Origin of the sequence: Stenotrophomonas sp. TWI1409 (assembly GCF_039673015.1) — a bacterium.
Classification (GTDB): domain Bacteria; phylum Pseudomonadota; class Gammaproteobacteria; order Xanthomonadales; family Xanthomonadaceae; genus Stenotrophomonas; species Stenotrophomonas maltophilia_A.
In genome coordinates this window covers 76,783-95,497 of sequence record NZ_JBDJKU010000007.1, presented here as the reverse complement: position 1 = coordinate 95,497, position 18,715 = coordinate 76,783, and the positions used below count along the sequence as shown (strand labels likewise).

13 protein-coding genes and 1 tRNA gene are annotated in these 18,715 nt (G+C 67.2%); 4 read left to right on the top strand and 10 right to left on the bottom strand.

The window, feature by feature from the left end:
- Positions 1 to 3: 3 nt before the first annotated feature.
- From ABE423_RS04345 to ABE423_RS04335, 3 genes are read right to left on the bottom strand one after another with little or no spacing between them, the layout of a single operon-like run.
- Positions 4 to 3,858, bottom strand: coding sequence for a YhdP family protein (locus tag ABE423_RS04345; RefSeq protein ID WP_346485102.1), 3,855 nt, complete (start codon positions 3,856 to 3,858; stop codon positions 4 to 6).
- Between the two features lie 30 nt (positions 3,859 to 3,888).
- A complete protein-coding gene (gene rng / locus ABE423_RS04340) occupies positions 3,889 to 5,376 on the bottom strand; it encodes a ribonuclease G (RefSeq protein WP_010482960.1) in 1,488 nt (495 codons plus the stop codon).
- Positions 5,369 to 5,977: a Maf family nucleotide pyrophosphatase gene (locus tag ABE423_RS04335; RefSeq protein WP_032128990.1), complete on the bottom strand. Its 609-nt coding sequence runs from the start codon at positions 5,975 to 5,977 to the stop codon at positions 5,369 to 5,371. The genes rng and ABE423_RS04335 overlap by 8 nt, the downstream gene beginning before the upstream one ends.
- Before the next feature lie 131 nt (positions 5,978 to 6,108).
- On the opposite strand from ABE423_RS04335, the gene ABE423_RS04330 reads away from it, so the two are divergent.
- The 4 genes from ABE423_RS04330 (at position 6,109) to ABE423_RS04315 (ending at position 12,302) form a co-directional block, all read left to right on the top strand.
- Entirely contained in the window at positions 6,109 to 6,846 is a 738-nt protein-coding gene (locus ABE423_RS04330) for an SIMPL domain-containing protein (RefSeq protein WP_006382138.1), read from the top strand.
- A 216-nt stretch (positions 6,847 to 7,062) separates the two neighbouring features.
- Positions 7,063 to 7,713 carry an energy transducer TonB gene (locus ABE423_RS04325; protein WP_071228714.1) on the top strand — a complete coding sequence of 217 codons (651 nt, stop codon included), beginning with the start codon at positions 7,063 to 7,065 and terminating at the stop codon, positions 7,711 to 7,713.
- Positions 7,714 to 7,904: 191 nt separating this feature from the next.
- The gene (locus ABE423_RS04320; RefSeq protein ID WP_019338628.1) at positions 7,905 to 10,742 is read left to right on the top strand and encodes a TonB-dependent receptor; all 2,838 of its coding nucleotides are present in this window, start codon (positions 7,905 to 7,907) and stop codon (positions 10,740 to 10,742) included.
- Between the two features lie 138 nt (positions 10,743 to 10,880).
- Positions 10,881 to 12,302 carry a basic amino acid/polyamine antiporter gene (locus tag ABE423_RS04315; RefSeq protein ID WP_180836607.1) on the top strand — a complete coding sequence of 474 codons (1,422 nt, stop codon included), beginning with the start codon at positions 10,881 to 10,883 and terminating at the stop codon, positions 12,300 to 12,302.
- Between the two features lie 133 nt (positions 12,303 to 12,435).
- On the opposite strand, the gene ABE423_RS04310 is transcribed toward ABE423_RS04315, so the two are convergent.
- From ABE423_RS04310 to leuS, 7 genes are all read right to left on the bottom strand, one after another.
- Positions 12,436 to 12,512: transfer RNA gene (locus tag ABE423_RS04310), tRNA-Asn, on the bottom strand.
- Positions 12,513 to 12,534: 22 nt separating this feature from the next.
- Positions 12,535 to 13,005, bottom strand: coding sequence for a 23S rRNA (pseudouridine(1915)-N(3))-methyltransferase RlmH (gene rlmH, locus ABE423_RS04305; RefSeq protein ID WP_005418108.1), 471 nt, complete (start codon positions 13,003 to 13,005; stop codon positions 12,535 to 12,537).
- 64 nt (positions 13,006 to 13,069) lie between these two features.
- Positions 13,070 to 13,480, bottom strand: a complete 411-nt coding sequence (gene rsfS, locus ABE423_RS04300) for a ribosome silencing factor (protein WP_005418109.1) — start codon at positions 13,478 to 13,480, stop codon at positions 13,070 to 13,072.
- Between the two features lie 58 nt (positions 13,481 to 13,538).
- On the bottom strand, positions 13,539 to 14,204 hold the full coding sequence (gene nadD, locus ABE423_RS04295; protein WP_180836606.1) for a nicotinate-nucleotide adenylyltransferase: 666 nt from the start codon (positions 14,202 to 14,204) through the stop codon (positions 13,539 to 13,541).
- Positions 14,205 to 14,207: 3 nt separating this feature from the next.
- The gene (holA, locus tag ABE423_RS04290; protein ID WP_032128985.1) at positions 14,208 to 15,245 is read right to left on the bottom strand and encodes a DNA polymerase III subunit delta; all 1,038 of its coding nucleotides are present in this window, start codon (positions 15,243 to 15,245) and stop codon (positions 14,208 to 14,210) included.
- 9 nt (positions 15,246 to 15,254) lie between these two features.
- A complete protein-coding gene (gene lptE, locus ABE423_RS04285) occupies positions 15,255 to 15,839 on the bottom strand; it encodes an LPS assembly lipoprotein LptE (protein ID WP_032128984.1) in 585 nt (194 codons plus the stop codon).
- A 136-nt stretch (positions 15,840 to 15,975) separates the two neighbouring features.
- Positions 15,976 to 18,618, bottom strand: coding sequence for a leucine--tRNA ligase (gene leuS, locus ABE423_RS04280; protein ID WP_121504589.1), 2,643 nt, complete (start codon positions 18,616 to 18,618; stop codon positions 15,976 to 15,978).
- Positions 18,619 to 18,715: the final 97 nt, after the last annotated feature.

Below are 18,715 nucleotides of genomic sequence, written 5' to 3'. Positions count from 1 at the left end.
CGCTCAACGCGAGCGCGGCAGGCCGGTGACGGTCGGCGGAATGGCCGGCGCCGGTGCCGGTACGGGTGGCGGAGCCTTGTCGCGGCTGCGCTCGATCACTTCCACCTTCGGTTCCTTCCATGGACCGGTCACCTTGTAGGTACGGGCGCCAATCTCGCCCAATGGCTTGGACAATACCGCATTGGTGGCCGCGCCCAGCGCCGCCCCCACCGGGCCACCGGCGACCGCACCCACCACGGTCAGCAGATTGCCTGCACGCGGGTTGACGTCGATGGTCTGGTCGAACTGCTGGTTACGCAGGTCGGCCTGGCCGCGGATGGTGATGTTGGCTGCCGGGCCTTCGATCAGCACCTTGTCGGTGCGCGCCATGCCCTGGCCGAACTGCATGCTGCCGTCGATCTGGTTGAACGCGAAGCCCTTGGAGAAGAAGTCGCGGAAGTCGAACATCAGGCGCCGCGGCAGCTGGGTGACACTGAGCAGGCCCAGCACCCGGCCGGCGCCCGGTTCCAGCTCCAGCAGCTGGCCGTTGCGCGCGTGCAGGTCCAGGCGGCCCTGCAGGTTGCCCAGCTGGAAGTCCGACGGCCCCCCACTCCACGTGGCCTGCAGCTGCGCCTGGCCGGAACCGCCACGCAGCTGGCCGCCGTAGTCGAGGTTCTGCATCAGTCCGCCCAGGTCCTCGCTGCGCACCTGTGCGGTCAGCTCGGTGCGGGCACCACCGGTGCGGCCCAGCCAGCGACCGCTGATGTCGATCTCCTGGTCGGGCGCACGGAAGCGCAGCTCGTCCACGTTCAGGCCATTGGCCAGCGGCCGCGTACGCAGTACCGCCTGGCCCAGCACCACCTTGCCGAACTTCAGGTCGGCGATGTCCAGCGCGAACGGCGGCAGCTTGGCCGGGTCCATGTCGTTGGCGCCGGCCTGTACCCGTGCCGGTGCGGCCGATGCACCCGGAGCCGCCGGCAGGGATTGCCAGTGCACGCGGTCGAGCTGGCCACTGATGGTGCCGCCGTCTGCATTGGGGACGGTCAGGCGCCCGGCCAGCGACGGGCCATCCAGGCGCACATCCAGTGCCTGCGCGCCCGGGCGCAGCTGCAACCGGGTCTGCTCGAACACGCCACCGATCAGCTTCAACTGGCCGACCTGCACGTCCACCGCACGCAGCGGCATGGCGTCGTCATCACTGCCACCCCGCGCCAGACTGATCCACTCCAGAGCGTCCAGGGTCGGACTGCGGCCATTGACGGTCAATCCGCTCGGCGGCGGCTCGCGGTCGACATGGTCGCTGCCCAGCGTCACCTGCACACCGGTCTGGTTGTTGTGGCTGCGTGCGGCCAGCGCCAGGCGCTGGCCGAACGCAACGTCGATGCGGCCGGCCCCCATCGGCAGCTGTGCAGCCACGGTGGTCGCCAACGGCTCGGCAGCCGGTTTGTCCAGCGGCGCCGGCAGGTCCAGCCGGGTCCCGACCAGATCGGAGCTCAACCGCAGCTCGCTGGGCGGCGCAGGCGCCCCTGGAGCGACCTTGGGCAGGCTGACCGCAATGGTCCACGGCGAGGTTCCGGTGATGTAGGGCTTGAGCCAGGCCATCTCCGGCGCGCGGTCGATCAGCACGCCAGCATCCAGCGTGGCCGACAGCTGCGATTCGAAGGCCAGTCTGCTGTCGTGCACGTAGCCACCGGCACGCAGGCTCAGGCGACCGTCCTGGCCAAGGTGGCGCACCGACAGTGCCTCGGCATCGAAACCGCCATTGCTGTAGCGCGCCGGCCCCTGCATGTTGTCGAAGGCGAGCTGGAAGCGCTTGTCGACCAGCTTCACGCCGGCCAGATCAACCGTCCCCTGCAGGTGGCCGCCACCTTCATCGTGGTGCAGTGGCTGCAGCAGATCGAAGGTCACATGCGCCGGGCCGGCAGCAGTGAGGTTGTCCAGGGTGTCGCCATAATCCTTGTGCAGCGGGCTCTGCCGCAGCATCGCCAGCAGCTTGCCCGCCTCGCTCTGCGCATCGGCGCGCACATACAGCGGCTGCTGCCCGAAATCCGGAATGCCCGCCTCGAACTTCTGCACCGCCACACCGGCCAGATCGCCGCGCCCATGCATGTCGAAGCCGGGGCCGATGAAGGCGATATCGGCGTCGACCTGGCTCATCAACGGCCAATCGTGCTGGAAACGGATGTCACCGTTGGTGATATGGCCGGTGGCCTCGAAGCGGCCATCGTTGTTGTCGAACGGCCAGTCGTCCAGGTCGCCACTGACCAGGCCGATGCCATTGCGCACCTGGCCGCCGGCCAGCGCCATGTCCAGCCAGTCGGTGGCGCCCTTGCTCATCTTGGAGTGGATCCAGAAGCGCTTGGCCGCAGTCATCGGCACGTCGTCCAGCTTGGCCGCCAGCTGCAGCCACGGCCGCGTACCGTCGCCCTGGAACCAGACCCCGCCGCGCACGTCGGCCGCATAGTCGGTGCCTTCCACGCGCATCGCCGCAGTACCGATACGCCAACCACCGCCCTCGTCGCGCCAGCCCACCACCTGTCCCGCCAGATGCAGGTCATGACGCACACCAAAGCCGGTCGGCCAATCGAACTGCAGCTGCCGTTGCGGCTGCAACTGCAGGCTGAAGCCATCCGCGTCGCCTTCGAAGCGCCCGCCCAGGCCGCGCAGGCCGGGCGAATTGCCCACGCTGGCGAAGCCCAGCGACTGCAGTTCGCCCTGCGCCCACAGCGGGCCATCGCGTTCGCCCGCCAGCTGCAACTCGCGCACATCCAGCTGCGGCCTGGACAGGAACAGCCAGCGACGCAGGCCCGGTTCAAGACGATCGCTCAGGGCCAGCGCACGCAGCGCGGTGCCGGCCTGCACTTCGCCAGAACGGACCCGCAGCTGCTTGCCAAGCTGCAGCTGCAGGCCATCGAGCTGCTGCTCGCCCTCTTCAGTTTTCAGGCGCAGGCGCGGCACCTGCAACGCCCAGCCATCAGCCTGGCGCTGCCAGCGCAGGCGTGCCTGCAACCGCTGCAGCTGCAGCTGCGGAGCCGCCATCGAGGGCATCGGTGCGCCATCGATGCGGACATCACGCAGGTCCGAATCGGTGGTCACCGCCACCGGCGCGAAATCGCGCAGGGTCAGCCACAGGTTGAGTTCGCCCTTGCCTTCGCGCAGGCGCACACCGCCGGCCGCCAGCAGCGGCGACCAGGCATGGAAATCGACCGGATCGGCGCCCAGCCAGGCCTGGCCATTGCCGCGCACGCGGTCCACGTCCAGCACCGCCGTCAACGGCAGCGCTTCGGTCTGGGCCCAGGCACGCACGCCTACACGCAGGCGGTCGCCATTGACCCGCAGGCGCACGTCGATGCGTGGCAGCGTGGTGTCGATTCCCAGCCCCGGCGCATGCACGCCCAGGCGGCCTCCGATCACCTGCAGTTCGCCCAGCCGGCGCAGCGCATCCAGCGGGTCCCCGCCATTGGCGGCCTGCGGCAGGCCGCGTACCGACCAGCGACCGTCCTCGCCCTGCTGCAGGTCGAGCGCCAGGCCACGCAGGCGCAGCTCGGTCAGCGACCGGCCAGGCAACAGGCCGCTGTACATCGATACCAGCACTTCGGCCTCGCCGATCGCCAGGCCCTGGCCGGCGCCGATGCGCAGGCCCTTGAGCTGCAGCAGCGGACCACGCCGGGTCCAGGCGGTCTGCAGCTGGTCGAAACGCACCGGCTGGCCAGCGCGTTCACTCAGCCAGGCGGCAATCCTGTCGGGATGGCGCTCGGCCAGCGGCAGCAGCTGGCTGAAGGTGCCCACCAGCAGTGCAAGCCCGACCAGGCCCACCGCGCAGGCGGCAATGAAATGACGGCGGATCCTTCGCAGTCGCAGGCGCGGCGGCGCGCTCATCGGCCACCGCCGGCCTGCGGCCGGCGAGGATCAGAGCAGAACGACATCGAATTGCTCCTGCAGGTACTGCTCGTCCGCCTGGAAGCGGATGCTCTTGCCGAGGAATTCCTCCAGCTCGGCCACCGCCGCGGATTCCTCGTCGGTGATGCGCGCGACCACCTTGGTCGACGCGATCACCAGCAGGCGCGCGGCATCGAACTGGCGCACGGCACGGGTGATCTCGCGGAAGATCTCGTAGGTCACCGTCTCGGTGGTCTTGATGCTGCCGCGGCCGCTGCACTGCGGGCAGGTCTCCGACAGCTGGCGCTCCAGGCTTTCCACCGTGCGCTTGCGGGTCATCTCCACCAGGCCCAGCGGCGAGAAGTCGTACACCGTGGTCTTGGCATGGTCGCGGGCCAGCGCCTTTTCCAGGGTGCGCAGCACCTGGCGGCGATGCTCGGCATCGTCCATGTCGATGAAATCGATGATGATGATGCCGCCCAGGTTGCGCAGCCGCAGCTGCCGTGCCACCGCCTGTGCCGCTTCCAGGTTGGTGCGGAACACCGTCTCTTCCAGGTTGCGCTGGCCAAGGAACGAACCGGTGTTGACGTCGATGGTGGTCATCGCCTCGGTCTGGTCGATCACCAGGTAGCCACCGGATTTCAGCGGCACCTGCTTGTCCAGCGCGCGGCCGATCTCGTCCTCCACCCCGAACATGTCGAAGATCGGGCGATCACCGCTGTACAGCTCGATCTTCTCGGCCAGCACCGGCATGTACTTGGCAACAAAGGCCTGCAACTGCGCGAAGGTCTCCTTGGAGTCCACCTTCACCTTGTCAACGTCCTTGCGGATCAGGTCGCGTACCGATCGCAGCGGCAGGCTCAGGTCTTCATAGATGTTGCTGCACGAGGCCGCTTCGCGGCCACGACGCTCGACCACGTTCCAAACGCGCGACAGGTAGGCGATGTCCTCGGCGATGGCCTCTGCCGGCTGGCCCTCGGCATTGGTACGCACGATGTAGCCGTAGCCCCCGTGCTGCGCCGACAGTTCGGTCACCAGCGCCTTCAGGCGGGCGCGCTCGGTTTCATCCTCGATGCGTGCGGAAACGCCCACGACCTTGGATTGCGGCAGCAGCACCATGTAGCGCGAGGGAATGCTGATCTGGGTGGTCAGGCGTGCGCCCTTGGTCCCGATCGGGTCCTTCACCACCTGCACCACGATGTCCTGGCCGTCGCGCAGCAGCTCGACGATCGGCACGCTGGATGGCGGCGGCAGCGTGGTGTTCTCGGTATCGGCACTGGCCACCGGCGCCGGCCGCACCACGTCGTTGGCATGCAGGAACGCGGCACGCTCCAGCCCGACTTCGACGAAGGCGGCCTGCATGCCGGGCATCACCCGCTGCACCTTGCCCTTGTAGATGTTGCCGACCACACCCCGGCGCCAACCGCGCTCGATGTGCAGTTCCTGCAGCATGCCGTTCTCGATCACCGCGACCCGGGTTTCGCGCGGGGTCACATTGACCAGGATTTCCTCAGACATCGGCAGCCTCCCTGGCGGCATCGGCAGTTGTGGCCGGCACGCCGCAGCGCGCCAGCAGACGATCGGTATGCAGCAATGGCAGCCCCATGACGCCGGAGTAGCTGCCGGAAAGATGTTCGATCCAGCGCTCGGCCCCGCCCTGGATGGCGTAGGCCCCGGCCTTGTCCAACGGCTCGCCGGTGGCCACGTAGGCGGCGATGTCGGCAGCGTCGATCGGGGCGAAGGTCACTTCGGAAATGACCAGTTCGCTGTCCAGCCCGTCCGCGCCGACCACCACCACGGCGGTCATCACCTGATGGGTGCGCCCGGCAAGGCGCGCCAGCATCGCCCGCGCATCGGCGGCGTCAGTGGGCTTTCCGAACACGTCACCATCCAGCACCACCTCGGTGTCCGAGCCGAGCACGCGCGCCTGCGGGTCATCGGCCAGCACCCGGGCCAGCCCGGCGCGCGCCTTGTCGGCGGCGACCCGGCAGACATACTGTTCGGCGCTTTCAGCGGGCGCGCGCTGCTCGACGACCTCCAGGTCCAGGGCCTGGAAGGGGCGTCCGAGTCGGGCCAGCAGCTGGTTGCGTCGGGGGGAGCGGGAAGCAAGATAGAGCATCGGCACAGCATAACCTGAGGCCGCCACCTGAATCGTCGGCAACCCGTCCCGGAACGTGCGCAACCCCGAACGGGCTCACAGCGCGTTCATCGCTACGACACCACCCTCAACGGCACAACAAGGAGTTCTCCATGCGCCTGACCGCCACCCCGCTGCTGCTCGCCCTGTCCCTCGCCCTTGGAACCTCGATGACCGCCCATGCTGCCCCGTCGTCGCCGTCGATCGCCGCCCCGGCCGAAGGCACCCTGCTGAACATCTCGGCCAATGCCGAGGCGACCCGCGTGCCGGACGTGGCCACCCTATCGGCCGGTGTGGTCACCCAGGCCGCCGATGGCAACAGCGCCATGCGCCAGAACGCCCAGCAGATGGACAAGGTACTGGCCGCGATCAAGGCCGCCGGCATCGCCGAGCGCGACGTGCAGACCAGTGGCGTCAGCCTCAATCCGCAGTACCGCTATGCCGACAACGAAGCACCGAAGATCACCGGCTACCAGGCCAGCAACACGGTCAGCCTGAAGGTGCGTGACATCGCCAAGCTGGGCAAGGTGCTGGATGCACTGGCTGCGCAGGGCGCCAACCAGATCAACGGCCCCAGCTTCGAGATCGACCAGCCGGAACCGGTCTACGACGAAGCCCGCCTGGCTGCACTGAAGAAGGCCCAGGCCCGCGCCCAGACCTATGCGAAGTCGCTGGGCCTGCAGGTGCGCCGCATCGTCAGCATTTCCGAGAACGCCGGCGGCGGCTACCGCCCGATGCCGATGATGCGGGCCATGTCGGCCGGCGCGGCGATGGACAAGGCCACCCCGGTCGCACCGGGTGAATCGACCGTCTCGGTCAACCTGGACGTGGTGTTCGAACTGGGTCGCTGATCCCGTTCGCCATTGCCGACAAAGGCGGATCCCGCAGGGGATCCGCCTTTTTCATGCCCGTAGCCGGCGTTGGCTGAAGGCCAGCCCAACGATCGCCCCCCTGCCTCTAGGCAGTGGCTGCCCTGTCGCGCTACTGATGGACTGCCAGCCGCGTGCGGCAACCCCGCCACGGGCCCTGGTGCGTTGAGGACTTCGTCACTGGCATGGAGGTGGACCATGGTTCGTACGTATCCCGTTGCATCCCCGCATTTCGACCCCGCCCGCGTTGCCGCCTGGAGCGCGGCCATCGCCCTGCATCTGCTGGCCTTCCTGTTGCTGCTGATCCCGGCGACCTACCAGGCCGTGCAGGTCCCACGTGACAAGACTGCGGTCAGGCTGATCGAGAAGATCCCGCCACCGCCCACGCCGCCGGTTCCGATCCCGCCGAAAGAGATCGTCCAGGTGGTGCCGAAACCCCGGACGCAGCCGGTAGCACCGCCACTGCCTGCACCCACCGCGACCGTGGAGGAGACCCAGGGCATCGCACTGCCGGCCGCCGAACCGGCCCCGCCCCAGCTGGCACCGAGCATCGATACCTCCACGCCTCTGGCCGGCGCCCAGCTGCAGTACCGCAGCGCCCCGCCGCCGGCCTACCCGCTGGCGGCACTGCGCAACCGCGAGCAGGGGACGGTGCTGTTGCGGGTAGAGGTGGACTCCCACGGGCAGCCGGCGGTGGTCAGCATCGAGCGCAGCAGTGGCTCGCGCAGCCTGGACCAGGCCGCACGCCAACAGGTGCTCAGGCACTGGCGCTTCGAGCCGGCCCAGCGTGATGGCGTGGCCGTGCCGGCCATCGGCATGGTGCCGGTGCAGTTTTCGCTGCCGGACTGAGGTGATCGCCGGCCCGGCTGCTTGCCGGGCCGGCGCTTCCATCCGGGCGGGTACGGACGGAACAGGATCAACTGTTATTGATTAAGCAAAAATTCACGACTTCGTCACCTGTCGGAAACCTAGATTGGTCCGTCCCGGAATCTTCCGGAGACAGCCCTCAACGCTACGGTTTTCCAGTTAGGAGAGAAGCTGTGAAACACCTGATCCAACGGCCCGCCAGCCGCCGCCGCACCACCCTGGCATCGTCCATCACCCATATCCTTACCGGCGGCACGCTGCTGCTGGTTGGCGCCGTGGCTTCCACCTCCGCTTTCGCGCAGGAAAAGGCCACCAACCTGGACCGCATCACGGTCACCGGTTCGAACATCCCGCGCACCAACACTGAAACACCGTCCCCGGTGCAGGTGGTGACCCGCCAGGAAATCGACCGTACGGGCAAGACCACGGTTGCCGAGTACCTGCAGACCATCACCGCCAATGGCGCCGGCTCGATTCCCAAATCGTTCGGCAACGGCTTCGCCGGTGGTGGCGCCGGCATTTCGCTGCGTGGCCTGGGCGCGGGTTCGACCCTTGTGCTGTTGAATGGCCGCCGCATGGCCACCTACGGCCTGGCCGATGACGGCCAGAAGGTCTTCACCGACCTGAGCACCATCCCGCTCGACGCCGTTGAACGTGTGGAAGTGCTGAAGGATGGCGCGTCGGCGATCTATGGTTCCGACGCCATCGCCGGCGTGGTCAACATCATCCTGCGCAGCGACTTCCAGGGCGCGATCCTTCGCGGCTCCTACGGCCTGTCCGGCGACAGCGATGGCGATACCAAGAAGGCGACCCTGACCGCCGGTACCGGCGACATGGCCACCGACGGCTGGAACGCTTTCTTCAGCCTTGACGTCGGCAAGAGCGACGCGATCAAGATCAGCGACCGCAAGAACCGCAAGTGGATCGGCACCGGCGACACCCGCCAGTGGGGCTATGGCAACAATGCCCAGTTCCTGGGCGGCGCCTTCCTCAGCGGCAAGACCCGCGGCGGCGTTGGTCCCAATGGCTCGGTGTACGACGACCGCAATGTCACCGACACGAATCCGGCCACCCTCGTACCGCTGCCGGGCTGCCAGGGCTTGACCACCATCGGTGGCCAGACCGACGCCTCTGTCGCCGCGCAGGGCTGCCTGTGGGATCCGGCACAGCTGTATCGCGATATCTCGCCGGAAGAGAAGTACGTCAACGTGTTCGGCCGCGCCAGCTTCGCGTTCGGTGAAGGTGGCGAAATCTACACCGAGATCGGCTACTCGAAGAAGGAAACCACCTTCAGCAACACGCCGTCCGCCGCGTCCGGCGGCTGGGGTTATCCCGGCGGCCCGGTCAACGGCAACAGCGGTCCGGGCGCCGTGGTGCTTGGTCCCAACCATCCTGACCGGCCTGCCGGCCTCGGTACTGGCCCGTTGCGCCTGCGCTATAGCGCTTGGGACGTCGGCCCCCGCGTGACCGACAACACCAACGAGTTCAATCGTTTCCTGGTCGGCGTCAAGGGCAACTGGGGTGATTGGAGCTACGACACCGCCTACCTGCACTCGGGCACCGACCTGGTCAACGAGCGCACCGGCTTCCTGCGCTACAGCGCCGTGAAATGTGCACTGGGTGACGCGAACTGTGCCGGTGGCGTATGGCGCATTGGCGACAATGCCAACCTGAACTCCCAGGCGCTGTATGACTACATCTCGCCGAAGATCAGCGCACGTGCCAAGTCCAGCCTGGATATGTTCGACTTCACCGTGTCGCGCAGCCTGATGGACCTGAAGGGTGGCCCGCTGGGCCTGGCGATCGGTACCGAGTGGCGCAAGACCAGCAACAGCCTGACCCCGCAGACCTACACCGACACGGGTGACATCATCGGCCTGGGCTACTCGGCCTACGACGGCACCCAGAACGTGTACGCCGGTTACGTCGAACTGTCGGCACCGGTGTTGGAGCAATTGGAACTGTCCGCTGCCCTGCGCTACGACAAGTATGAAAGTGGTGAAGGCAAGGCCACGCCGAAGCTGGGTGTGAAGTGGACGCCGGCCGACTGGATCGCCCTGCGCGCCAGCTACGCCGAAGGCTTCCGTGCACCGAACCCGGCCGAGAACGGCGACGGTGGCCTGGCCGCGTTCTCCACGGCCTCGGATCCGATCCGTTGCCCGGACGGTGAAAACCCTGCCCCGGGCGCTTCGCCGGACGACTGCGGCTCGCAGTCGGTTGCGATCATCACCCGTCCGAACAAGGACCTGAAGCCGGAAGAGTCGAAGAGCTACTCGGTGGGTATCGTGCTGCAGCCTACCCGCTCCACCTCGCTGACCGTCGATGCGTGGGAGATCAAGCGCACCAACGAGATCGCCCAGGGCGATACCGATGACGCGATCCGGGCTGGCAACGTCCTGCGCGACAACAACCTGCTCAACGGCGTCGCCGGTACCGGCAGCATCCTGGCCGTCAACACCGCCTACATCAACGCCAGTTCCTCGCGCGTTCGCGGTATCGACACCGACATCCGCCAGACCTTCGATATCGGCCCGGGCCAGCTGGAGATGGATCTGCAGTGGAGCCACCTGCTGAAGTTCGAGCGCACCAGCGGTACCAGCACCGATGACTTCCTGGGCACGCACGGCAACTGCGACGTGACCAACTGCATCGGCACGCCGAAGGACCGCATCAACTTCGGTACCACCTGGAAGCAGGGCCCGTGGAGTGTCAGCGGCGTGGCCAACTACATCTCCAGCATGGAAAACACCGACAAGCGCGGCGGCAAGTACCAGTTCTTCTATGCCGACGGCTCGCCGGTGAAGAAGATCTCTTCGTTCACCACCTTCGACCTTTCCGGCCGCTGGGCAATCACCGAAGCGTTCGAGCTGAATGCTTCGGTCGAGAACGTCTTCGACCGCATTGCTCCGCTGGATCCGCTGACCTATGGCGGCGTGAACTACAACCCGATGCACTTCAGTGGTGCCATCGGTCGCTACTTCACCGTCGGTGCCAAGTACACCTTCAAGTAATACAGGCAACACCTTTCAACGCAGCAACTTCGAAGGCCCGGGCAGCTGCCCGGGCCTTCGTCGTTCCGCCCCTTGCAGGCATGTTCACGGGCACATGGCTACCGTGTGCACGCGGCATCACCGCCGCAGAGGATCTGCATGGCCGCAACTTCGCAACGCCTGGGCCTGCCCGCGTTGACTGCACTGGTGGTCGGCTCGATGGTCGGCGCCGGCATCTTTTCATTGCCGCAGAACGTGGCGCGCAGCGCCGGGCCTGCCGCCGCGCTGATCGGCTGGGCCCTGAGCGGCGCGGGCATGCTGATGCTGGCCTTCGTATTCCAGGCCCTGGCCAACCGCCGGCCTGATCTCGATACCGGCATCTACGCATACGCACGCGAAGGCTTCGGCAACTACATCGGCTTCTCCGCTGCGTGGGGCTACTGGGTTGCCTCGGTGCTCGGCAACGCCAGCTTCTTCGTGCTGATCTTCAGTGGCCTGGGCCACTTCATGCCCGTGTTCGGCGAAGGCAATACCCCGGCCGCCGTGGCCGCATCGTCATTGCTGTTGTGGACCGTGCACCTGTTGGTGCTGCGTGGCCTGCGCACTGCCGCCATCGTCAACGGCCTGGTGACCGTGGCCAAGCTGCTGCCGATCGCCCTGTTCCTGGTCCTGGCCGCCGGCGCGTTCCGCATGGACGTGTTCCGCGCCGATTTCCTCGGCGCGCCTGCACTCGGCGACCTCGGCCAGCAGCTGCGCGGCATGATGCTGGTGACCGTGTGGGTGTTCATTGGCATCGAGGGCGCCAGCATCTACTCGCGGCGCGCCGCACGCCGTGCCGACGTGGGTCGCGCCACGGTGATCGGCTTCCTCGGCGTGTGGCTGCTGCTGGTGCTGGTCAGCCTGTTGTCGATGGGCGTGCTGTCGCAGGCGGAACTGGCCGGACTGCCCAATCCGTCGATGGCCTATGTGCTGCGTGCCATTGTCGGCGAATGGGGCGCGACGGTGATCATCATCGGTTCGATCATCTCCGTTCTCGGTGCATTGCTGGCCTGGGTGCTGCTGTGTGCCGAAGTGCTCTATGCCGCCGCAGGTGACGGCACCATGCCGGCCTTCCTGGGGCGTGAGAACGCGCGCGGGGTGCCGGCCAATGCACTCTGGTTGAGCAACGGGCTGATCCAGTTGTTCCTGCTGCTGGTGCTGGTCAATTCCGGCAGCTATACCGGGCTGGTGCTGCTGGCCGCGTCGATGAGCCTGGTGCCCTACTTCCTGTCCACGGCATTCGGCGTACAGCTGGCCTGGCGTGGGCAGGCCTATGCCGATGAACCAGGCGTGCGCTGGCGCGATTTCGTGGTCGCACTGCTGGCCAGCGCCTATGCGCTGTGGCTGGTGTATGCCGGCGGCCTGGACAACCTGCTGCTGTCGGTACTGCTGTACGTGCCCGGCGTGGTGTTGTTCGCATTGACCCGGCACCAACGCGGCGAACAGGTATTTACGCGTTGGGAAGGGGTACTGTTCGCTGCGATCCTGGTTGTGGCGGTTGCTACGCTGGTGGCGTTCTGGCGAGGCAATCTCGGGCTGTAGACCCGAGCCCAGGCTCGGCTGGGTTCATCCGCAGCAGCCGAGCATGGCTCGGCTCCACAACAGCAGTCGCGCAAGCTCGCCCCTACAAAGACGCAAAAAAAAACCTGCATCTCGCGATGCAGGTTTTTCAAGGTGGCGCCCGAAGTTGGACTCGAACCAACGACCCCCTGATTAACAGTCAAGTGCTCTAACCGGCTGAGCTATTCGGGCAGACGACTAGTATAACAACTCTTCACGCGCGATGGTAGGGGTGATTGGCAATCATTGCGGCAGCCCGATACAGCTGCTCGGCCACCACCAGGCGCACCAGCATGTGCGGCAGCGTCAGCGGGCCGATCGACCACTTCTCATCGGCCAGCGCGGACACCTCCGGCGAATGCCCTTCCGGGCCACCGATCAGGAACGCCAGGTCCCTTCCCTGCCCGCGCCAGTGTTCCAGGCGCTGTGCCAGCTGTTCGGAACTCAGCTGTCGCCCTGGCACATCCAGCGCCACTACATAGGCATTCTTCGGCAGCGCAGCGATGACCCGCTTGCCTTCATCTTCGGTGGCGCGACGCGGATCGCGCCCCTTGCCACGCAGGCCGGGCTCGATTTCCACCAGCTCGAACGGCAGCCAGTGCGACAGCCGCTTCTGGTACTCGGCGAAGCCCTGCGCCACCCAGCTGGGGGCGCGTTCACCGGTGGCGATCAGGCGGGCTTTCATCAACGGTCCTCCAAAACGTCGACGGCGCCATCGGCGCCGTCGAAGGGATGCATCAACGCGTGGCTCAGGCCACTTCGTCGTCGCTGGACGGCGGCTGGTCGCCGACGGTCCACAGGCGCTCGAGAGCGTAGAACTCACGCACGCGCGGCAGCATCACATGGACGATCACGTCGCCCAGGTCGACCAGCACCCACTCGGCTTCGCGCTCGCCTTCCACGCCCAGCGGCATCACGTCGATGTTCTTGGCGAAGCGCACGACTTCGTCGGCAATCGACTTGACGTGGCGGGTCGAGGTGCCCGAAACGACGATCATGTAGTCGGCAACGCTGGACCGGCCGCGCACGTCGATCTCGACCAGGTCCTTGGCCTTCAGGTCTTCGGTGGCTTGGCGGACGCTGGCCAGCAGTTCCGGCACGGACGGCGGCGGGCTGGGCAGATCGACCTTGATGGTCTGGGGCTGGGTCTGGTTGCTCAAAGTGGATCGACTCGATAAACGTGGGGGCGATTATACGGGGATGGCGCCGCTGCGCCATTCACGGCCTGCCCGGGCGGTACAGCCCGTGTGCAGCCACATAGTCCGCCACGCCGGGTGGCAGCAGGGCGCGCCAGGGGCCGCCGGCGGCGATCTGCGAGCGCACGGCGCTGGCCGATTCCTCGCGCAGCGGGTGGTGCAGGCGCAGGATGCGCCCGGCCGGGCTGGCGAACAGGGCCTGCTCGGTGTCGGCCCAACGCCCTTCCAGCGCCCGGCCCAGCTCGCCATCCACCGCGGCCTGCAACGGACTACCCGGGCGCTCCGCCACCACGAAATGAGCCAGCCCGAACAGCGCCTCCCATTCGTGCCAGCTGGACAGGCCAAGCAGGCTGTCGGCGCCGACCAGCCAGGCCAGCGGCCGGCTCGGCCCCAGCTCGCCGCGCAGCTCGCGCAGGGTGTCCACGGTGTAGGACGGCCGACCGGGGAAACGTGCCGCGCGATCCAGCTCGCGCCGGTCCAGCAGCAGGCCCGGTTCGTCGCCGATGGCCAGCGACAGCATGGTGCAGCGCTGCTCGGCCGTGGCGCCGGGCACGGCACGGTGCGGCGGATCGGCGGCCGGCAGCATGCGCACGGCAACCTGCAGTTCATCACGGGCAGCCCGCGCGATCGCCAGGTGCCCGAGGTGCACCGGATCGAAGGTGCCCCCGTAGTAGATCCGCAGGCTCATTGCTCAGGCCCGCGCCAGCAGGCGCACGGCACGCGGTTCGGCCACAGCCACCAGCAGGCGCTCCAGCGCCAGCCAGGCATCGCCGTCGGCGCGCCCCTTGGCGATACGGTCGACCAGTCCCGCTTCAGCCACGAAGCGCTCCCAGCGCTTGCTTTCCGGATGCCGCTGCAGCGCGCGCTTGTACGGCGCCTGCCGCGATTCCCAGATGCCGCGCGATTTCATTTCGGCGGCCAGGTTGCCACCCCGGGCCTGCACCCGGGCCAGGCCAGCACCGGCCAGCAGCTCGCGGATCACCATCGGCATCAACGCAGCCACCGCCTCACCCTCGCCTCGCAGGCCGGCCAGCATGCGCAGCACCGCCGGCGGTTGCCCGGAGAATGTCGCCTCCACCAGCCGGAACACGTCATAGCGGGCGGCGTCGGCCACCAGCGACTCCATGCGCTCCACATCCAGCGGCTGGCCATCGGCCAACAGCGCCAGCTTGTCGATTTCCTGGGCGGCAGCCAGCAGGTTGCCTTCCACCCGCTCGGCCAGACGCTGCACGGCGGCCGGGTCCGCGCGCAGGCCCTTGCCACGCAGGCGGCGCTCGATCCAGTCCGGCAGTTCGTGCGGCTTGATCGCCCACGCCACCGACAGCACGCCGATGCGGTTGACCGCTTCGGCCCACTTGCCCTGGTGCGCCTTGCTCCATTCGTTGGCGGTGATCATCAACACCACGTCCGGCGCCGGATTGGCGCAGAACTGGCTGATCACCTCGGCACCGTCCTTGCCCGGCTTGCCGCTGGGCAGGCGCACCTCGACCAGGCGACGGGCGCTGAACAGGCTGGGGGCATTGAAACTGGCGTCGAGCTGGTTCCAGTCGAAATCACGCCCATCGGCGTCGAACACTTCACGTTCGCCAATGCCCGAGGCGCGCGCACGTGCGCGGATGGCGTCGGCCGCCTCCAGCACGCGCAGGGTTTCCGGGCCGGCAATCAGGTAGACCGGCGCCAGCGCGGTATCAGCGCCCTGGCTGGCCAGCTGCTCCGGACGCAGTTCCATGCGCGCGGCTCAGTGCTTGGCTGCGGGGACCGGCTCGGCCGGTACCGCGCCTTCGATCGGCTTGTCCTTCGGCGCCGACAGGCTGCCGCCCTTCTCGATCTCGGCACGCACCACGCTGTCGATGCGGCGGATGATCGAGGCGGACATTTCCCGGCGCAGTTCATTGGCCAGGATTTCACGTTCGGTGGTGGTACCGGTGGCGTCGGTCGGCGGCGACACGTAGTCGCGCGACAGCTCGATCACCTGCTGCGGCACCAGTTCGCTGCCGTCTTCGCGACGGAAGATGAAGATCACCGCGTAGCGCAGGCTGTATTCCTGCGCACGGCCCTGCGAGTCGATGGCGATCGGCAGGTCGCCCCAGCGCTCGGACAGTACCTGCAGCTGGGCGCTGGGCTCCTTGCTGTCCTCATCGGCCAGCCTGGCGCCGGAGGCCAGCAGGCTGCGGTTGAGCAGCTTGACCAGTTCGCTGTAAGGCGCAGTGGAAACCACCTTCACCGGTGCCGTGTCGGTCGGCAGCATCAGCTTGTTGCGCAGATGGAAACCGCAGCCGGCAAGGCCGAGGACAAGAACGAGGGCAAGCAGGATTCGGGTCATGGAGACAGTCTGGCGGAGCCGGGCGATCACGGCAACACACAGCGTGCCCGAAGCCGCGTGAATGCAGGGCCATCAAACGCCGGGCCCTGCACCGGAATGGTACCGGCCACCACGCGGGTGGCCGGTACGGGGTACATCAGGCGGCGACGATGTTCACGATCTTGCCCGGCACGATGATGATCTTGCGCACCGTCAGGCCTTCCATGAACTTGGCCGCGTTGGGCTCGGCCAGGGCCAGTGCCTCGACCTGCTCGCGCGCGGCGTCGGCCGCCACGTCGATGGTGCCACGCAGCTTGCCGTTGACCTGCACGGCCAGGGTCAGCGCGTCGCGCACCAGCGCACCGGCATCGGCCTGCGGGAACGGCTGGTCTTCCAGCAGGGTCTCGCCATGGCCCAGCACCTGCCACAGGGCATGGCTGGCGTGCGGGGTGATCGGGTTGAGCAGCAGCACGATGGCCTGCAGCGCTTCCTGGCGCACCGCGCGCCCCTGCGCACTGCCGTCCTCGAACTTGGCCAGCGCGTTCATCAGTTCCATCACCGCGGCAATGGCGGTGTTGAAGCTGTGGCGGCGGCCATAGTCGTCACCGACCTTGCCGATGGTCTCGTGGGTCTTGCGGCGCAGTGCCTTCTGGTTGGCATCCAGTGCTGCAACATCCAGCGCCGGAGCGGCGCCATCGGCAGCATGCTTCTGCACCTGGGCCCACAGGCGGCGCAGGAAGCGGGCCATGCCATCCACACCGGCTTCGTTCCACTCCAGCGACTGTTCCGGCGGCGCGGCGAACATCGAGAACAGGCGCACGGTGTCGGCGCCGTACTTGTCGACCATCGCCTGCGGGTCCACGCCGTTGTTCTTCGACTTGGACATCTTCTCGGTGCCACCGACCACCACCGGCTGGCCGTCGGCGATCAGGGTCGCGCCGGTGATGCGGCCGCGCTCGTCGCGCTGCACTTCCACATCGGCCGGGTTGATCCAGTCCTTCGAGCCATCCGGGTTCGGGCGGTAGTAGGTCTCGGCAATCACCATGCCCTGGCACAGCAGGTTGCGCGCCGGTTCGTTGCTGTCCACCATCCGCGCGTCGCGCAGCAGCTTGTGATAGAAGCGGAAATACATCAGGTGCAGGATCGCGTGCTCGATGCCACCGATGTACTGGTCGACCGGCAGCCAGTAGTTGCCGCGCTTGTCGACAGCATCACGGGCACCCGGCGAGGTGTAGCGGGCGTAGTACCAGCTCGACTCCATGAAAGTGTCGAAGGTGTCGGTCTCGCGCTCGGCCGCACCGCCACATTCCGGGCAGGTGGTCTTGCGCCATTCCGGATCGGTCTTGATCGGCGAACCGGTACCCGAGAATGCCACGTCCTCCGGCAGCACCACCGGCAGCTGTTCTTCCGGCACCGGCACCGCACCGCACTTGGCGCAGTAGATCACCGGAATCGGGCAGCCCCAGTAGCGCTGGCGGCTCACGCCCCAGTCGCGCAGGCGGTAGTTGACGCGGCGCTGGCCCTGGGCCTTGCGCTCGAATCGTTCGGCCAGGGCTTCGAAGGCACCCTGGAAATCCAGGCCATCGAACTCGGCCGAGTTGACCAGCTCGAAGGCACGGCTCTTGTCGCTGTACCAGTCCTGCCAGCGGCTGCCATCCCAGGTGCGCTCTTCTTCGGTGCGCGCATCCTTCAGCGCGATCACCTGCTTGATCGGCAGGCCGTACTTGTTGGCCACTTCGTTGTCGCGCTGGTCATGACCCGGCACAGCCATCACCGCGCCGGTGCCGTAGCCCATCAGCACGAAGTTGGCGACCCACACCGGCACCGGCTCGCCGGTGACCGGATGCAGCGCACGCAGGCCGGTGTCCATGCCGCGCTTTTCCTGGGTTTCCAGTTCCGCCTCGGACACGCCACCCTGCTTCAGGTCGGCCAGCATCGCGGCCAGTTCCGGGTTGTTCTTCGCCGCATGCAGCGCCAGCGGATGTTCGGCGGCGATCGACACGAAGGTCACGCCCATCACGGTATCCGGACGGGTGGTGAACACGCGCAGCGGATCCAGCACGCCGCCGTCAACGTCACGTACATCGAACTGGATTTCCAGGCCCTCGGAGCGGCCGATCCAGTTGCGCTGCATGGTCTTGACCGAATCCGGCCAGCCGTCCAGCTCGTCCAGGCCGTCCAGCAGTTCCTGGGCGTAATCGGTGATGCGCAGGAACCACTGCGGGATCTCTCGCTTCTCGACCAGGGCGCCGGAGCGCCAGCCGCGGCCGTCAATCACCTGCTCGTTGGCCAGCACGGTCTGGTCGACCGGGTCCCAGTTCACCACCGCATTGCGGCGGTAGGCCAGGCCCTTGCGCATCAGGCGGGTGAACATGCGCTGCTCGTGGACGTAGTAGTCCGGGCGGCAGGTGGCGAACTCGCGCGACCAGTCAACGGCATAGCCCATGGCCTTGAACTGGCCACGCATGTGCTCGATGTTCTTGTAGGTCCAGGCCGCCGGTGCGGTCTTGTTCTTGATCGCGGCGTTTTCCGCCGGCAGGCCGAACGCGTCCCAGCCCATCGGCTGCAGCACGTTGTGGCCGGTCATGCGCTTGTAGCGGCTGATCACGTCGCCGATCGTGTAATTGCGCACGTGGCCCATGTGCAGCGCACCGGACGGGTACGGAAGCATCGACAGGCAGTAGTACTTCGGCTTGTCCGAAGTCTCGTCGACTTCGAAGGCACGGGTGGCGTCCCAGTACTGCTGGGCGGCGGATTCAACCTGCTGCGGGTCGTAGGCGTTGGTTTCAGCGCTGGTCATGGAACACGCGGATGCGGCGGCAAAGCGGTACAGCGTACCGCAGTGCGGCAAACGTCTCCAATCCCGCCCGCTGAAGGCCGGCTCCGCGAGCGCCCGA

Excerpts from the sequence above, each read along its gene's own strand:
- rng (WP_010482960.1), bottom strand. The coding sequence starts at position 5,376 with ATGTCTGAGGAAATCCTGGTCAATGTGACCCCGCGCGAAACCCGGGTC.
- nadD (WP_180836606.1), bottom strand. The coding sequence starts at position 14,204 with ATGAGCCTGCGGATCTACTACGGGGGCACCTTCGATCCGGTGCACCTC.
- ABE423_RS04330 (WP_006382138.1), top strand. The coding sequence starts at position 6,109 with ATGCGCCTGACCGCCACCCCGCTGCTGCTCGCCCTGTCCCTCGCCCTT.
- ABE423_RS04315 (WP_180836607.1), top strand. The coding sequence starts at position 10,881 with ATGGCCGCAACTTCGCAACGCCTGGGCCTGCCCGCGTTGACTGCACTG.
- ABE423_RS04325 (WP_071228714.1), top strand. The coding sequence starts at position 7,063 with ATGGTTCGTACGTATCCCGTTGCATCCCCGCATTTCGACCCCGCCCGC.
- rlmH (WP_005418108.1), bottom strand. The coding sequence starts at position 13,005 with ATGAAAGCCCGCCTGATCGCCACCGGTGAACGCGCCCCCAGCTGGGTG.
- leuS (WP_121504589.1), bottom strand. The coding sequence starts at position 18,618 with ATGACCAGCGCTGAAACCAACGCCTACGACCCGCAGCAGGTTGAATCC.
- ABE423_RS04335 (WP_032128990.1), bottom strand. The coding sequence starts at position 5,977 with ATGCTCTATCTTGCTTCCCGCTCCCCCCGACGCAACCAGCTGCTGGCC.
- holA (WP_032128985.1), bottom strand. The coding sequence starts at position 15,245 with ATGGAACTGCGTCCGGAGCAGCTGGCCAGCCAGGGCGCTGATACCGCG.
- ABE423_RS04345 (WP_346485102.1), bottom strand. The coding sequence starts at position 3,858 with ATGAGCGCGCCGCCGCGCCTGCGACTGCGAAGGATCCGCCGTCATTTC.
- lptE (WP_032128984.1), bottom strand. The coding sequence starts at position 15,839 with ATGACCCGAATCCTGCTTGCCCTCGTTCTTGTCCTCGGCCTTGCCGGC.